Annotated in this window: 16 protein-coding genes; 5 read left to right on the forward strand and 11 right to left on the reverse strand. The window is 66.8% G+C overall.

Annotation, left to right across the window (positions count from 1 at the left end; genetic code table 11):
- Positions 1 to 56 precede the first annotated feature (56 nt).
- The gene (locus FBZ88_RS29610) at positions 57 to 659 is read left to right on the forward strand and encodes a cysteine hydrolase family protein (protein ID WP_145620578.1); all 603 of its coding nucleotides are present in this window, start codon (positions 57 to 59) and stop codon (positions 657 to 659) included.
- A 134-nt stretch (positions 660 to 793) separates the two neighbouring features.
- On the opposite strand, the gene ppk2 is transcribed toward FBZ88_RS29610, so the two are convergent.
- Positions 794 to 1,711: a polyphosphate kinase 2 gene (gene ppk2, locus FBZ88_RS29615; RefSeq protein WP_145620580.1), complete on the reverse strand. Its 918-nt coding sequence runs from the start codon at positions 1,709 to 1,711 to the stop codon at positions 794 to 796.
- 270 nt (positions 1,712 to 1,981) lie between these two features.
- On the opposite strand from ppk2, the gene FBZ88_RS29620 reads away from it, so the two are divergent.
- Together FBZ88_RS29620 and FBZ88_RS29625 are read left to right on the forward strand one after the other, a co-directional pair.
- The gene (locus tag FBZ88_RS29620; protein ID WP_145620581.1) at positions 1,982 to 4,339 is read left to right on the forward strand and encodes an Orn/Lys/Arg family decarboxylase; all 2,358 of its coding nucleotides are present in this window, start codon (positions 1,982 to 1,984) and stop codon (positions 4,337 to 4,339) included.
- Between the two features lie 19 nt (positions 4,340 to 4,358).
- A complete protein-coding gene (locus FBZ88_RS29625; RefSeq protein WP_186464662.1) occupies positions 4,359 to 4,991 on the forward strand; it encodes a GNAT family N-acetyltransferase in 633 nt (210 codons plus the stop codon).
- Between the two features lie 73 nt (positions 4,992 to 5,064).
- Here FBZ88_RS29625 and FBZ88_RS29630 read toward each other — a convergent pair whose 3' ends face one another.
- From FBZ88_RS29630 to FBZ88_RS29655, 6 genes are all read right to left on the reverse strand, one after another.
- Complete coding sequence (locus FBZ88_RS29630; RefSeq protein WP_145620582.1) at positions 5,065 to 6,240, reverse strand: permease; 1,176 nt, start codon at positions 6,238 to 6,240, stop codon at positions 5,065 to 5,067.
- 71 nt (positions 6,241 to 6,311) lie between these two features.
- The gene (locus FBZ88_RS29635; protein WP_145620583.1) at positions 6,312 to 7,160 is read right to left on the reverse strand and encodes an SDR family oxidoreductase; all 849 of its coding nucleotides are present in this window, start codon (positions 7,158 to 7,160) and stop codon (positions 6,312 to 6,314) included.
- A gap of 139 nt (positions 7,161 to 7,299) precedes the next feature.
- Positions 7,300 to 7,620 (reverse strand): con-10 family general stress protein, encoded by a 321-nt coding sequence (locus tag FBZ88_RS29640; protein ID WP_145620584.1) that lies wholly within the window; start codon positions 7,618 to 7,620, stop codon positions 7,300 to 7,302.
- 370 nt (positions 7,621 to 7,990) lie between these two features.
- A complete protein-coding gene (locus FBZ88_RS29645; RefSeq protein ID WP_040845803.1) occupies positions 7,991 to 8,218 on the reverse strand; it encodes a con-10 family general stress protein in 228 nt (75 codons plus the stop codon).
- Between the two features lie 173 nt (positions 8,219 to 8,391).
- Positions 8,392 to 9,018, reverse strand: a complete 627-nt coding sequence (locus tag FBZ88_RS29650; protein ID WP_145620585.1) for a UdgX family uracil-DNA binding protein — start codon at positions 9,016 to 9,018, stop codon at positions 8,392 to 8,394.
- A 4-nt stretch (positions 9,019 to 9,022) separates the two neighbouring features.
- Positions 9,023 to 9,433 carry a CBS domain-containing protein gene (locus tag FBZ88_RS29655; protein WP_145620587.1) on the reverse strand — a complete coding sequence of 137 codons (411 nt, stop codon included), beginning with the start codon at positions 9,431 to 9,433 and terminating at the stop codon, positions 9,023 to 9,025.
- Between the two features lie 199 nt (positions 9,434 to 9,632).
- On the opposite strand from FBZ88_RS29655, the gene FBZ88_RS29660 reads away from it, so the two are divergent.
- Positions 9,633 to 10,496, forward strand: a complete 864-nt coding sequence (locus tag FBZ88_RS29660) for a nickel/cobalt efflux transporter (RefSeq protein ID WP_145620588.1) — start codon at positions 9,633 to 9,635, stop codon at positions 10,494 to 10,496.
- A gap of 21 nt (positions 10,497 to 10,517) precedes the next feature.
- Here the strand turns inward: FBZ88_RS29660 and FBZ88_RS29665 are convergent, their stop codons facing one another.
- On the reverse strand, positions 10,518 to 11,378 hold the full coding sequence (locus FBZ88_RS29665; RefSeq protein WP_145620589.1) for a LysR family transcriptional regulator: 861 nt from the start codon (positions 11,376 to 11,378) through the stop codon (positions 10,518 to 10,520).
- A gap of 132 nt (positions 11,379 to 11,510) precedes the next feature.
- Here FBZ88_RS29665 and FBZ88_RS29670 point away from each other — a divergent pair, with 132 nt between their 5' ends.
- A complete protein-coding gene (locus tag FBZ88_RS29670) occupies positions 11,511 to 12,491 on the forward strand; it encodes a zinc-dependent alcohol dehydrogenase family protein (RefSeq protein ID WP_246138912.1) in 981 nt (326 codons plus the stop codon).
- A gap of 33 nt (positions 12,492 to 12,524) precedes the next feature.
- Here the strand turns inward: FBZ88_RS29670 and FBZ88_RS29675 are convergent, their stop codons facing one another.
- The 3 genes from FBZ88_RS29675 to FBZ88_RS29685 all read right to left on the reverse strand — a co-directional run bounded on the left by FBZ88_RS29675 (position 12,525) and on the right by FBZ88_RS29685 (position 15,160).
- A complete protein-coding gene (locus FBZ88_RS29675; RefSeq protein WP_145620591.1) occupies positions 12,525 to 14,189 on the reverse strand; it encodes a rhodanese-like domain-containing protein in 1,665 nt (554 codons plus the stop codon).
- The gene (locus tag FBZ88_RS29680) at positions 14,189 to 14,812 is read right to left on the reverse strand and encodes a cysteine dioxygenase family protein (RefSeq protein WP_145620593.1); all 624 of its coding nucleotides are present in this window, start codon (positions 14,810 to 14,812) and stop codon (positions 14,189 to 14,191) included. The genes FBZ88_RS29675 and FBZ88_RS29680 overlap by 1 nt, the downstream gene beginning before the upstream one ends.
- Before the next feature lie 129 nt (positions 14,813 to 14,941).
- Positions 14,942 to 15,160: a hypothetical protein gene (locus FBZ88_RS29685; RefSeq protein WP_145620594.1), complete on the reverse strand. Its 219-nt coding sequence runs from the start codon at positions 15,158 to 15,160 to the stop codon at positions 14,942 to 14,944.
- Between the last annotated feature and the right edge of the window lie 124 nt (positions 15,161 to 15,284).

Below are 15,284 nucleotides of genomic sequence, written 5' to 3' on the forward strand. Positions count from 1 at the left end.
GTTACATGATCCAGGGCCCACGGCCGTTGTCGCCAACGTGATCTGGAAGCGCCGCCATGAACTGGATGCCGACGCCAGCCACCGTGCACCTGTGCCTGGACATGCAGCGACTGTTCTCACCGGAACACCCCTCCGGTCCCTGGCCGACCCTCTGGTTGCCCCGCATCCTGCCGATGGTGGCCACGATCGCCGAACGCTTTCCCGCGCGTACCGTTTTCACCCGCTTCATCCCGCCACGAACGCCGGAGACCATGCCCGGGACCTGGCGTCCCTATTACGAACGCTGGCGCCATGCCACCCGCGACCATCTGCCTCCCGACGCCCTGGAGTTGCTGGCGCCCCTGGCCCGGCTATGCCCGCCGGCCGTCGTGGTGGACAAGCCGGTCTATTCCGCCTTCATCCGCAGCACGCTTGCGTCCCTGCTGCGGCAGCGCGGGGCCGACGGCTTGGTTGTCACGGGATGCGAGACCGATGTCTGCGTGCTGGCCACGGTGCTTGACGCCATCGACCTGGGCTATCCCGTCTGCGTGGTGACCGATGCCGTCTGCAGTTCCGTTGACACGTCCCATGACGCCGTGCTGACCCTGTACCGCACCCGCTTCGCCCAGCAGGTCATCACCCTGACCACCGAGGAACTGCTGGATGGCTGGCCGGGTTGACGGCCCGAACAAAATCGGGTGGACACCCGCCGGTATCCGCCCATTGCATTTGAGTCCAGGCCGCGGGCCGGCCAGTGCTTGCCCGCGATCCGAAGGTGTCGGCGTCCGGCGGGGGCTCCGTCCGCCCATAAGGATCAGTAGCGCTCAGGCACGTATAGCTCGGCCGGCAGGGTGTGCCGCTCGTAGTTGGGGTTGAACACGCGGTCGGGCAGCGTCACGGGCTCATGCGGCACCTCCTCATAGGGGACGACCGAGAGGAGATGCGAGATGAGGTTGAGCCGGGCGCGCTTCTTGTCGTTGCCTTCCACGATGTGCCACGGCGCCTCGGGAATGCTGGTACGCGCGAACATGTCCTCCTTGGCCATGGTGTACTGCTCCCACCGAACACGGGACTGCAGGTCCATGGGCGACAGCTTCCATTGCTTGATGGGGTCGTGGATGCGCATGAGGAAGCGCAACTGCTGTTCCTCATCGGTGATGGAGAACCAGTACTTCACCAGGATGATGCCGGAGCGCACCAGCATGCGCTCGAACTCCGGCACGTCGCGGAAGAAGTCCTCGACCTCGGTATCGGTGGCGAAGCCCATGACGCGCTCCACACCGGCGCGGTTGTACCAGCTGCGATCGAACAGCACGATCTCACCGGCGGCCGGCAGGTGCGAGACGTACCGTTGGAAATACCATTGGGTCTTCTCGCGGTCCGACGGCGCCGGCAGCGCCACCACCCGGCAGCTGCGCGGATTGACGCGCTGGGTAATGCGCTTGATGGCGCCCCCCTTCCCGGCGCTATCGCGGCCTTCGAACAGGATCACCATCTTGAGGCCCTTGAAGCGCACCCAGTCCTGCAGCTTCACCAGCTCGCTCTGCAGACGCAGCAGCTCGCGGAAATAGGTGTGGCGGTCGAGGGTGCTCTTCTGGTGCCTTTGCATCAGGGCACGCAGGTCGGGCGGGATGCGCACATCGTCAACGGCCTGCTCAAGCTCCTCATCCATATCGTCTTCGAGCTCGATGTCCAGCCAGCCGCGGGTTTCGGTCTTGTCGTGTTCGGTCATGTGTCGTCCTCCTGGTTCCCAAACGGTTACCTGGAAGCGTTTGCAGTTTGGTGACAAAGCCCGAGATGGCGGACCTGGCGGGCACAGAAAATGCCCTTCCGCGAGAGTGGATGGTTTTGATCCCGGTCACCATGCGGTAGCGTTTGTATTAAGCGAAACGCTGTGGCTTAAGATAATACTGCGGCACGGTCCAAAGGTAGGGGGCGGGACCGTCACGTAATTGTCATTAAATGATCCGACAGCGCGCTTTGAACAAAGGATGGCTTGGCAATGGATTTCTTTAAGCGTTTCACTGTTCTTCTTTGCGCCCCCGGCTTCGACGCCGATGACCTGGAAGGCATGCGGCTTCAGAAAATCATCGCGGCCATCGAGGATGACGGCATTGAGGTGGTCAAGGCGCGGCGGGTCGAGGACGCGGAAATCGCCGTCCAGACCGATGCCGCCATCGGCTGCATGGTGGTGGACTGGGGCAAGCGTGGGCTGGAGGGCAAGACGGCGGCCCTGATCAACCTGATGCGCCGCCGCGGCCTGGACATGCCCATCGTCATCCTGGTCCGTCGCAAGCGCCTGGAGGACATCCCGGTTGAGGTGCTGGACTTCATCGACGGCTACATCTTCCTGTCGGAAGAAACGCCGGAGTTCATCGCCCGCAACCTGATCAGCCGCCTCAAGAAATATGCCGACACGCTGAAGACACCCTTCTTCGGCGCCTTGGTGGATTATGCCGAGGAAGGCAACCAGCTGTGGACCTGCCCCGGACACAACGGCGGCATCTTCTATAGCCGCAGCCCCATCGGGCAAATTTTCGTGGAGCATCTGGGCGAGGCGGTGTTCCGCGACGACCTCGACAATTCGGTCATCGAGCTGGGCGACCTGCTGACGCACGAGGGCCCGGCCCTCAAGGCCCAGAAGGAGGCGGCCGCCATCTTCGGGGCGGAGAAGACCTATTTCGTGCTGAACGGCACCTCCTCCTCCAACAAGGTGGTGCTGGGCGCGCTGGTGGCGGAGGGCGACCTGGTCCTGTTCGACCGCAACAACCACAAGGCCGCCCACCACGGCGCCCTGCTGATCAGCGGCGGCATTCCGATCTATTTGGAAACCGACCGCAACTGCTACGGCATGATCGGACCCATCCAGAGCCAGGCGCTGGACGAAGCGGCCATCCGGGAGAAGATCCGGCTGAACCCGCACGTGAGCGATCCCGAGGCGTGGAAAAAGCCCCGCCCTTTCCGCGTCGCGGTCATCGAGCAATGCACCTACGACGGCACCATCTACAGTGCGGAGATGATCCTGAACCGGATCGGCCATCTCTGCGAATACATCCTGTTCGATGAGGCCTGGGCCGGCTTCATGAAGTTCCACCCCCTCTATGCCGGCCGCTTCGCCATGGGGCTGAAGGATTTGGGCGAGGACGCGCCCGGCATCATCGCCACGCAGTCGACACACAAGCAGCTGGCCAGCTTCTCCCAAGCCTCGCAGATCCATGTCCGCGACCGGCACATCAAGGGCCAGAAGCGCCGGGTGGAGCATCGCCGCTTCAACGAAAGCTTCCTGCAGCACGCCTCCACCTCCCCCTTCTATCCCCTGTTCGCCTCGCTGGACGTGGGGGCGCAGATGATGAAGGGGCGGTCCGGCACCATCCTCTGGGATGACACCGTCCGGCTGGGCATCGAACTGCGCAAGAAACTGCGCGCCCTGCGCCGCGAGTACGAACAGAAGGAAACCGATCCGGCCCGCCGCTGGTTCTTCGAGCCCTTCATTCCCGACGTCGTCTCGCCCCCGGGCTCCGGCCCCGGGGAAACGGCTCACGAAGTGCCCTGGGAAAGCCTGAGCACCGACGAACTGGCCACCAACGCCCGGTACTGGTCCTTCTCGCCCGGCGAGACCTGGCACGGCTTCAGCCATGTGACCGAGGGGCTGGCCATGACCGACCCCAACAAGCTGATCATCCTGACCCCGGGGTTCGACCGGCGGACAGGCACATACAGCGACCATGGCATACCGGCCCCGGTGGTGGCCCAATACCTGCGCGAGAACCGCGTCGTGCCGGAGAAGAACGACCTCAACTCCCTGCTGTTCCTGCTGACGCCCGGCGTGGAGTCCAGCAAGGCCGGCACCCTGCTGAGCGCGCTCGCGGCGTTCAAGCGCCTGCATGACGACAACGCCCTGCTGGACGACGTCATGCCCCGCTTCGTCACCCGCTGGCCGCAGCGGTACCGGGGCGTGCGCCTGCGCGACCTGTGCGCCCAGATGCACGCCTTCTATCGCGACATCAACGTCAGCGCGCTGCAGCAGAAGCAGTTCGCGCCCGAGCACCTGCCGGAAATGGTGGTGCCGCCCCATGAGGCGGCCCGCAGCCTGGTGCGCAACAAGGTCGACTACCTGCCCCTGAGCGAGATCGACGGCCGCATCGCCACCACCCTGTTCCTGGTCTATCCGCCGGGCATCGCCACCATCGTCCCGGGCGAGCGCCTGGACGCGCGGGCCAAGCCCATGCTGGACTATCTCAAGATGTTCGAGCAGAGCGCCAACCTGTTCCCCGGCTTCGAGAACGAGGTGCAGGGTCTCTACCGCAAGATCGAGCCCGATGGCTCGATGCGGTTCTATACCTATGTGATGCAGGAGTGAGCGTGCCGGAATGTCCGCCATGACCGACTCTTCCATGCCTGTTCCCGGCATGAACCAGGATCCTGGCGTCAGCCAGGACCTGGCCTCGCCCGTGTCGGGGACGCTGCCGTCGCCCATCGTGCTGCGCCACTCGAATGACGAGGATGTGCCGGCCATGCTCGACATCTACCGGCATCACATCGGGCATGGCGTCGGCAACCTCGGCACCTTCGTGCCGACACCGTTCGACATCGAGGACCTGAAGGCGCGGCGCAAGAACATGCGCAAGCACAAGCTGCCCCACCTGGTCGCCACCATCGATGGCGTCGTGGTCGGCTACGCCTACGCCGTGCTGTTCCGCAAGCGCCCCGCCTACCGGTTCACGGTCAAGCATTCGATTTACATTCATCCCGACCGCCTGCATCGCGGCATCGGCCGGGCGCTGCTGCCCGCCCTGATCCAGGAATGCGCCGCCGCCGGCTTCCGCCAGATGATCGGTTATGTCGACAGCTCCAACGCCGCTTCCTTGCGATTGCATGAGGCCTGCGGCTTCCGCCAGGTCGGCTATCTGGCGGCGGTGGCCTTCCGCTTCGGCAAATGGACCGACACCGTGATGCTGCAGCGGGCCCTCGGACCGGAGGGTGGGCAGGAAGACTGCACCCATAAGCCGTGAGAACTGGGGCAATCGGGGCGGCGGTGAGATGGCCGGGGCGCTGGCCGGCCCCCCTGGGATGTGCCCTGCGTCCTCATCCACCTGGTGGATGCGTGGCTCGGGCACCAGGGTGGGCGTGCCGCGAGGGGCCATCCATGGCGCGGATCATCCCCGGCCCGCCCGTGCGCATGAAGCGCCAGACCAGGACCGCCGCCAGCCCTAGAAAGACGATGTTCAGGACGGTGGTGTAATTCCAGCTGATGCCGGTGTCGGCAACCTGGGCCGCCCGCTGCCGCGGCACCAGGTCCAGCGCCTGGAACAGGAACTCCACAGCCAGGGCCGAGCACACCATGGCGACGTAGAAGGTGACCAGCAGGAAGGCCGCCATTTTCAGCCCGTAATAGCGGCGGTAGATGTCCAGGATGGGCAGCACGATGAGGTCGGCGAAAATGAAGGCGATCACGCCGCCAAAGCTGGCACCGGCGTTCCACAGCACGGCCGCCAGCGGCACGTTGCCCACGGAACAGACGAAGGCGATGATGGCGACAAGGGGGCCGATCAAGGGCCCGACAAATTTGGCCAGCAGCGGGTGGCCGGCCAGGAAAAAGCCTTCCCAGAAGGATTTCGGCACCCAGGCGCCCAGGGCGCCGGCGATGAGCAGGCCGATGACGATGTCCGGCCAAAGCGATGCCCAGTCCATGACGAAGTAGTGGCTGGTGGCCGTGAACCCCGGGGCGGAGATCAGCCGGCGCCAGACGCCCCCGCCTTCCGTCACCGCCATGTCCATGGACGCATGCCCCTCCATGCGGCCGGCCACGCCCTTCTCGGCCTGCGCCTTGGCGGCCTGCACCAGGCGGCGGGAAAGAAACAGGCGGAACAGCACGACCAGTATCAGGATCATCAGGGGGCCACCGACGAACTCCGCCGCGGTGAACCGCCAGCCCATCAGCACCGCCAGGATGATGCCCAGTTCCAGCACGAGGTTGGTGGAGGCGAATTGAAAGGCCATGGCGGCGGTGAAGTCGCCGCCCTTGCGGAAAATGGTCCGAGCCACGGCGACGGCGGCATAGGAGCAGGAGGACGAGGCGGCGCCCAGGCCGGTGGCGATGACGATGCTGCGGGCGCCATCGTCGGGCAGCAGCCGGCCCATCTCCCGATGCGACACCACGGCCTGGATGGCGCCGGACAGGAAGAAGCCGAGGATCAGCGCCCACAGCATCTGCCAGCCCATGGCGAATGCCATCGCCAGCGCGTGCCATACCTCATCCATGCCGGCCACCCGCTTTCTGGGATTAAGCGAGGGCGATCAATCCGTTTCCCGGCATGATCCCCCTCCCTGGTTCAGGAGTTCACGATCGTGCCGCCGTTGGGGTGCATGACCTGCCCCGTCATGTAGGAGGCCTCGTCGCTGGCCAGGAAGACGTGGCAGGAGGCGACCTCGTTCGGCTGGCCGGGACGGCCCATGGGCGTGTTCTTGCCATGCTCCGCCACCTTGCCCGCGTCGTAGGAGGCCGGGATCAGGGGCGTCCAGATGGGGCCGGGCGCGACGGCGTTGACACGGATGCCCGCCTCGACCAGCAACTGCGACAGGGATCGGGTGAAGGCCAGGACGGCGCCGCGGGTGGCCGAATAGTCCAGCAGGTGCGGGCTGCCCTTGTAGGCGGTGACGGAGGTGGTGTTGACGATGGCGCCGCCACGCTGCATGTGCTGCAGCGCCATCTTGGACATGAAGAAGTAACCGAAGACATTGGTGCGGAAGGTGCGCTCCAGCTGCTCCGCTGTCAGGTCGCCCAGGCCCTCGGTGGTGTGCTGCTCGGCGGCGTTGTTGACCAGAACATCCAGCTTGCCGAAGGTGGCCACCACCTTGTCCACTGCCTCCTTGCAGAAGGATTCTGATCCCACGTCGCCGGCGATGGCCAAGCCGCGCCTGCCCTCGGCCTCGATCAGTGTCACGGTGTCGGCCGCATCTTCATGCTCATCCAGGTAGACGATGGCAACGTCGGCCCCCTCGCGGGCCATGAGGACGGCCACGGCGCGTCCAATGCCGCTGTCACCGCCGGTGATGAGCGCCACCTTGTCCGCCAGCCGGCCGGCGCCGGGAAAGCGCGGGGCATGATCCGGGGCGGGCGTCATCTCACGCTCATGGCCAGGCTGGTGGTTCTGCTGCTGTGGGGGGATGGCATCGTCCATGGATATGCTCCTACCGTTCGGCCAATCGGCTCGGGAAAAGTGAACCGCGCGGTGGGGCGCGGGGTTCCAAAAGGACGGTCGGCCACGCCGACGGCAGATCCGCTGGCGTGGCCGATATCCATCCGCCGCTCAGCTTCCGTCAGCGATGGGCGTGGCTGGCGCCACCCTTGCGCCCCGCCTCGGCCGCGCGTGCGGGATCGTTGGCGAAGTTTCCGCCGGAAGCCTGGCCGCCCTTGCGGCCCGCTTCGGCCGCCAAGCCGCGGTTTTGGGAAAAGCTGCGCCTCTCGTCAGGAACGTTCCGCCCCCCTTTGCGACCGGCAGCCGCGGCTAATCCGGAATCCTGCGAAAAACTGCGCTTTTCACTCGGTACGCTGGAGCCACCCTTGCTGGCGATATCCCGCTGCTTGCCCTCATCCATGGAAGCGAAGCCGCGGCCGCGGGTGTTGCTGTCCTTGGTCATGACATCCTCTCTTATGTCAGCGATGCGCCGCGCCCGGTCCTGCCCTATCGTCCGAACGATTCTTCTTCACGGCGCCCGCATATAAGAAAGGACATCCTTCCGAGTTCCGATTTTTATTTAAAAAATGTTTAAAAAATGCGACTGCTCCAAGTATAGTCAAGCCAAAGCTTCGCTTATAGTTGAATTATATATTTCATTCTTTACGAAATCACGCCACGCGCCATCACGCCACGCGCCCGGAATGCCTTTTCCATAAGGCTGGGGACCGGGCCCGCAGGCCCAGCCCCCTTTCTCATGACACTCCGAAACATACCGGGAAAATTGCCCTGGGCGACGGCGGCGCCACCGTCGCCCAGGCCATGCCGGCGCCTTAGTGCTGGCCGCCCTTGCGGCCCGCCTCGGAGGCGCGTTCCCGATCATGGGCGAAGTTGCCGCCGGAGGCTTGACCACCCTTGCGGCCGGCCTCTGCGGCCAGCTCATGATCCTGAGAGAAGCTGCGCTTCTCATCCGGAACGCTGGAGCCGCCCTTGGCGGCGATTTCGCGCTGCTTGTCGTCGTCCATGGACGCGAAGCCGCGGTTCGACGTATTGGAAGCCATAGGATCACTCCATTCTGCTTCGGAAATTAAGCCTCGAAGCCGCTTCACCGGCCCCGAAGCATCCAACGCGGCTCATGCGCTGGATACCCGTTAAAGACCGTCACCACTGTTGTGGTTCCGGATTTTTTCTCGTGCTTATTGATATTTCAAATATAGATAAGCTCAAGCCCCGCTTAAATTCCCGTCTTTATTATATTTTTATTGGCGTTGTCTCCTGCCATGTCCCGCGCCTGCCGCAGGGCGGCCACCAGGGCGTCATAGGTGCGGGCGCGGGCCGCGTCATCCCAGGCCCGCAGCACGGCGGAGGGGTGGTATGTCGCGATGCCAGGCCGGCCGTCGGCCCAGGCCAGGGGCTTGCCCCCCTCACGCACCAGGGCGACGGTTCGGCCCATCAGTGACCGGGCCGCGGTGGCGCCCAAGGCGACGATGACGGTGGGCTGGACCAGCGCCACCTCCCGGTCCAGCCACCAGCGGCAGGCCTCCACCTCCCCCTGGTTGGGGCGCTGATGCATGCGGCGCTTGCCGCGCATCTCATGCTTGAAGTGCTTGACGGCGTTGGTGACGAAAAGGTCGTCCCGCTCCAGGCCGGCCGCCGCCAGCGCCTCGTCCAATATGCGCCCCGCCGGACCGACGAAGGGACGGCCCGCCTTGTCCTCTTGATCGCCGGGTTGTTCGCCCACCAGCACCAGGCGGGCATCCACCGGCCCTTCGCCGAACACCACCTGGGTGGCGTCGCGGTAAAGGTCGCACCGGCGGCAGTCTGCGGCACTGGCCGCGAGCCCGGCCAGGTCGCGATCCATGATGTCAGTCCCGCTGGGAGATGCCGCTCAAGGCCCGGCCGGCGGTGGCGCTGGCGCGCAGCGCCAGATCGCCCAGGGCGACAATGCCGACCAGACGCTTTTCCCGGTTCAGCACGGGCAGGCGGCGCATCTGCACGTTCACCATGTTGTGGCACACCTGCTCCACATCCTCATCCTCGTAGCAGTAGCACACCTGCGGGGTCATGACCTCGCCCACCGTGGCGTCGGGGCCGCGCCCCTCGGCGACGCCGCGGATGGTGATGTCCCGGTCAGTGATCATGCCGACCAGGCGATCGCCCTGGCTGACGGGGATGGCGCCGATGTCGCATTCGGACATCAGCCGCGCGGCCTCGCGCAGCTTCTGGTCCGGCGTCGCCAGCTTCACGTTGGTGGACATGATTTCCTGGATCCGCATCGCACACTCCTTCGCCTGGGGCCTTCGCCCGGGGCCTTCGCCTGGGTGATGTCCAGCCCGCCGCACGGCGGGACGTATGGATGTCAACGGTCAGGCCGGGCGGGTGTTCCCGACGAACCGACCGGAGCCTTGCCATATCCCCTCTGGGGGGATAGGTTGATGCCACCATGACACACACCCATCGCCTCGGCACCCGCCCATGACGCCGCTTTCCGACCTGCTGCAACAGGGGGCCGGCAACGCCTGGCTGTTCATTCCCAGCGCCATCCTTCTGGGCGCCCTGCATGGACTGGAACCCGGGCATTCCAAGACCATGATGGCGGCCTTCATCATCGCCATCCGAGGCACCGTCTCCCAGGCGGTACTGCTGGGCCTCTCCGCCACCGTGTCCCACACCCTGGTAGTCTGGGCAGTGGCCCTGGCCGGCCTGCACTTCGGCCGGAATTGGAATGCCGAGACGACGGAGCCCTACTTCCAGATCGCGTCGGCCGCCCTGATCGTCGCCGTCGCCCTATGGATGCTGTGGCGCGCCCGCCGGACCCAGCGGGAGGAGGAAGCCCATCATCACGGCCATGACCACCATCATGATCATGACCATGGCCATCATCACGACCATGGCCACCATCACCATGACCACGGGCATGGCCCCAGGTCGCGGGGCGTCGACCTGGGCGTCACCGGCTATCAGGATGCGCATGAGCGGGCTCACGCCGCCGACATCCAGCGGCGCTTCGCCAACCGAACGGTGACCACGGGCCAAATCGTGCTGTTCGGCCTGACGGGCGGGCTGATTCCCTGCCCCGCCGCCATCACCGTGCTGTTGCTGTGCCTGCAGTTGAAGCAAGTCAGCCTCGGCGTGGCCCTGGTGCTGTGCTTCAGTATCGGCCTGGCCCTGACCATGGTCAGCGCGGGCGTCGTGGCGGCGCTGGGCGTGCGCCATGCTTCCCGCCGCTGGGGGCCCGCCTTCGCCATGCTGGCCCGCCGGGCGCCCTACGCCTCCGGCACGCTGATCATCCTGGTCGGCCTCTCCATCGGCTGGCAGGGCTGGAGCGCCCTGCCCTGAGCGCTTACAGGGCTTAGGCCGTCAATTGGCCAGGCGCTGGACGATCAGGTCGAACAGCGCCCGCAGGCGGGGCAGGCGCCGCAGGTCGCGGTGATAGCCGATCCAGGTGTCGCGGCTGGGCGGCGCCTCGCCCAGCTCGACCAAGGCGATACCAGGCGTGCTGTCGCCCAGCGGACGGGGCAGCACCGCCAGGCCCGCCCCCAAGGCGCACAGGCGGGCCTGGACCTCGCGGTTGTTGCTGCGCGATACCACGACGGCCTTGGGCAGCAGGCGGGTGGCCCAGCCCACGTCGGGCATGCCGCCGAAGGCCGTGTCCATCAACACCAGCCGGCAACCGGCGCCATCGCCCGCCACCGGGTTCCACAGGCCGGGCTTGGCATAGAGGCCATAGGGAATGGTCACCAGCCTGCGGGCGATGACCTCCGGCTCGTCAAACGGCCGGATGCGCATGACCAAGTCCGCCTCACGCCGGGGCAGGCTGTAGAGACGCGGGTCGGTCAGCAATTCCACCACCACGGCCGGGTGCATGCCGGCGAATTCCGCCAGCACGGGAGAAAGCATCGTCACCCCGAACCAGTCGGAGCAGGAGACGCGCAACATGCCCTCCAGCCCGCCGACACTGCCGGCCAGCTGGCGCTGCAGGGCCAGCGCCTCCTCCTCCATGCGCAGGGCGGGTCCCAGCATGGCCTGTCCCTCATCAGTCAGGACGAAGCCGTCGCTGGTGCGCTGGAACAGGGCGGCGCCCACCGCCTCCTCCAGCGCGCGCAGGCGCCGGCCCATGGTCGGCTGCGTCTGGCCAAGCTTGCGCGCGGCGGCACCCAAGGTACCTTCCCGCGCGATGGCCAGGAAGATGGGCAGGTCACTCCATTCCAGCACGCGCATACCCCCACCCAAACAAAACCGCATGATCTTCGTACGGTTCTTAAGGTTCCCATGCATTACGGTTGGGCGCAAGGTTTGTTGGCGCCGATGAGGGCGCCACCCGAACCGGAGCAGAACGCCATGACAACCACCATGAAAGCCGCGGTCGTCGAGACGCAGAACGGTGCCTTCCGCATCACCGACGTCGCCCGCCCCCAGCCGGCACCAGGCCAGGTGCTGGTCCGCATCCTGGCCAGCGGGGTCAATCCGCTGGACACCAAGATCCGCGCCGGCGCCGCCGCCCATGCCCGCCACCCACTGCCGGCCATCCTGGGCCTGGACATGGCCGGTGTGGTCGAGGCGGTGGGCCCCGGCGTCACCGCCTTCCGTCCAGGTGATGAGGTTTACGGCATGACCGGCGGCGTGGGCGGGCTCCAGGGCTCCCTCGCCCAATACGCTGCGGTCGATGCCGATTTGCTGGCGCTGAAGCCCGCCAACCTGACGATGCGCGAGGCCGCCGCCCTGCCGCTGGTGGCCATCACGGCCTGGGAAGGGCTGATGGACCGCGCCAAGATGCGGCCCGGACAGACCCTGCTGGTCCAGGGCGGCGCCGGCGGTGTTGGCCACATGGCGGTGCAGATCGGTCGCGCCTTGGGGGCCAGGGTCTATGCGACCGCCAGTGCGGAGGACGCCGAATACGTCCGCAGCCTGGACGCCACGCCCATCGATTACGCAACCGAAACGGTGGCGGATTACGTGGGCCGGCTGACGGGCGGCAAAGGCTTCGAGCTGGTCTACGACACCAACGGCGGCGCGGTGCTGGACGCGTCCTTCCAGGCGGTGGCCCGCTTCGGCCATGTGGTCAGCGCGCTGGGTTGGGGCAGCCATGCCCTGGCGCCCTTATCCTTCAAGGGGGCGACCTATTCCGGCGTCTACACCCTGGCGCCGCTGCTGACCGGCGCGGACCGCGCCCACCATGGCGAAATCCTGGCGCAGATCACCACCCTGGTCGAGGCCGGCAAGCTGCTGCCCCGCCTGGACCCGCGCACTTACACCCTGGACAGCGCGGCCGAGGCCCACGCCGCCATCACCGACCGCAGCGCCAAGGGCAAGATCGTCGTCTCGATCGCCTGAGACGGGTGACTGAAGGGCGGCGCCAGCCCCCCTTCAGCGTCCATGCCCTTCATGAGCCAAATGCGGCGACAGCGATTCAGGGGTGTCGTGGGCCTCGCGCGAGGGTGGGATGACGAAGAAGCCGTGGGTGCCGTCCTGGCGCAACTGCCCCACCAGGCCGTATTCCCAATCCAGATAGGCCTGCATCGCCTCCACCGCGTTATCGGTGCCCTCATAGGGCCGGCGGTAGACATCGTCGGGAGCGGACAGGGAGGCGCCCTCCCCGGTTTCCAGCTGCAGGCCGGCGGCCGTCCAGGCGGCCGTACCCCCGTCCAGCACCAGTGCCGGCCGGCCCGTCAGGGCCTGGATGTCGGCTGCGGCGAAACGCGCGGCCGTGCCGTCGGGGGAGGTCACGACGATGGTGCCCTCACGCGCCGCCGCCGGCAGGTCCGCCGCCAGCCGGGCGCGGATGATGAAGCGGGCGCCCGGGACATGGCCCTGCCGATAGGCCGGACTGGGGCCCACATCCAGCAGGGTGATACCGCCCTCGGCCAGCAGCCGCGCCAGATGGGCCGGCGGTATGGCCTCGGCCGCCGGCACCGACGGCAGGGTGGGCCGCCATGGCCCCGTGGCGGTCAGGGCGGACGTGGGAACGTCGTCCAGCACCAGCACCTCCCACCCCATCTGGGCCAGCCAGGACGCGCTCATATCCGCGCGCACCGACAGGGTGTCGAACAGCACGATGCGGGCGCCGCGCACCGGGGCGGAATGGTCCGTCTCCTGTACCAGCTGGCCGCCCGGCGCGCCCCGGAAGCCCGGCAGATGCCCGGCCTGGTACTCCTCCGGCGTGCGGACGTCCAGGCGGTAGAGGGTACGCCCCGGCTCCTCCAGCGCTTCCAGCTGGGCATAAGGCAGGCGGCGCACACCAGCGCGATAGGCCACGGCGCGGGCTGCTGTCCGGGCCGCTTCCTGAGCCGCGCTGTCCACCACGCCGAAGCGGCGTTCCTGCCCATGCTCAAGGGTGAAGCCCGCCAGGGTCCAGCCTATGGTGCCGTTGCGCAGGGCGTAGACGGGATTGGGCACCCCGGCGTTGCGCAGCGACTGGGCGCCGATCAGGCTGCGGGTGCGGCCGGCGCAATTGACGATGATGGTGGTATTCGGGTCGGGCGCCAGGGTACGGGCGCGCAGCACCAGCTCCGCCCCCGGCACGCTGGTGCCGGTGGGGATGCTCATGGTGCGGTATTCTTCGAACCGCCGGCTGTCCAGCACCACCACGTCCGCCTGCTCATCCAGCAGGCCTTTGACCTGGGGGGCGCTGAGCGAGGGCGTGTGCGCCTCAGTCTCCACCAGCTCGCCAAAGGCCTTGGACGGCACGTTCACGTCGCGGAAGATCTCGTAGCCGGCGGCGCGCCAGCCTTCCAGGCCGCCGGCCAGCAGGCGGACGTTGGTGTAACCCAAGGCCGCCAGCGTGACCGCCGCCCGCTCCGCCAAGCCCTCCCCCGCGTCGTACAGGACGATGGCGGTGTCGCGCCGGGGCACGCGGTCCAGCACCTCCAGCTCCAGCCGCGACAGGGGCAGGTTGGCGGCGAACAGCGGATGGGCCTGGGCGTAGGGATCCTCCTCCCGCACGTCCAGCAGGGCCAGTTCGCGCCGGGCGATCAGATGGAGGCGGACGTCGGCGGGGGGGACAGTGGCGGCTGCGGGAGGGACGACGGACATCAGGCGTGCTCCAGGGACGGCGTGCGGGTGACGGCGAAGGCGGGGGTGGCGCCGGCGTTGCTGTAGCCGGAGATAAAGGGCTTGCGCGGCCCCTCCGCCGGGTAGACCCAGCGTCGCACCTGGCCGATATCGGCGCCATAGACGTGGATGCTGACGGAGGTGCGGTCCAGGTGGGCGTTGGTGACACGGTGGATATCACCCGCCTGGGGCGACAGCGTCTCCACCTCCCCTACCTCCAAGCGCTGCTTGGGACCGATGGCCACCAGCTCATCGCGCGACCCCACGACGAAGCGCTGGGAATATTCCGCCCCGCGCAGGATGCCCACCAGGCCCCAGACGGTGTGGTCATGCACCGGCGTCTCCTGCCCCGGCCCCCAGACGAAGCTGACGACGGAATAGCGCCCATCGGGATCGGCATAGAGCAGGAACTGACGATAGCGCACCGGGTCGGGCTCGGCATACGCGGCCGGCAGCCAGTCGTCCTGGGCCACCAGGTCCGCCAGCGCGTCCCGCGCCTGGTCCAGCAGCGCGCCCTCGGGCAGACGCTGGTCCACCAGGGTGTCCAGCCGGCCGATGAAGGCGCGCAGCCGCGCCGGCGCCTCGGGGTTGGTGGTCTCGCTCATCTCGTCCCTCCGCCTGGTGGCATCAATGGGTGGGTGGACAGCAACCGTAGAGGCTGGACCAGGGCCGGGGAAATCGAGTTTTCCTGAAGGTGGGCTTGAGACCCGGTGGTCAGGCGAGAGGCCAAACGCCTATTGGGCCCGATCTTCGATCACCATAATAGGAAGGTCTGACGAAGCATTCAGCCACTGGAAAGGATCACGATCGTGCGCGCGCTGCCCCCGCTCCTGCGCGGACAGGAAGTCTTCCGGAATCTCCACTCCCTCAAACGCCGCAAAGAAACCTGACCAGTCCCCCTGCGGACATGCGGGCTGATCGCGGTCCACCAAAGGATTGTTTTCACTGTTCATGGCGTCTCCGAGATTTGGGGTCTGCCGTGCCTAGCAGGGTGTTGAAGAAGTCAGCTTCTTCGGGCTTTGAGAGTGACCTCGTCGTCGTTGTCGTATGAGAGTTCGATTTCGAGTGTCCCGTCAT

Source organism: Nitrospirillum bahiense (assembly GCF_007828025.1).
Taxonomy (GTDB): Bacteria; Pseudomonadota; Alphaproteobacteria; order Azospirillales; family Azospirillaceae; genus Nitrospirillum; species Nitrospirillum amazonense.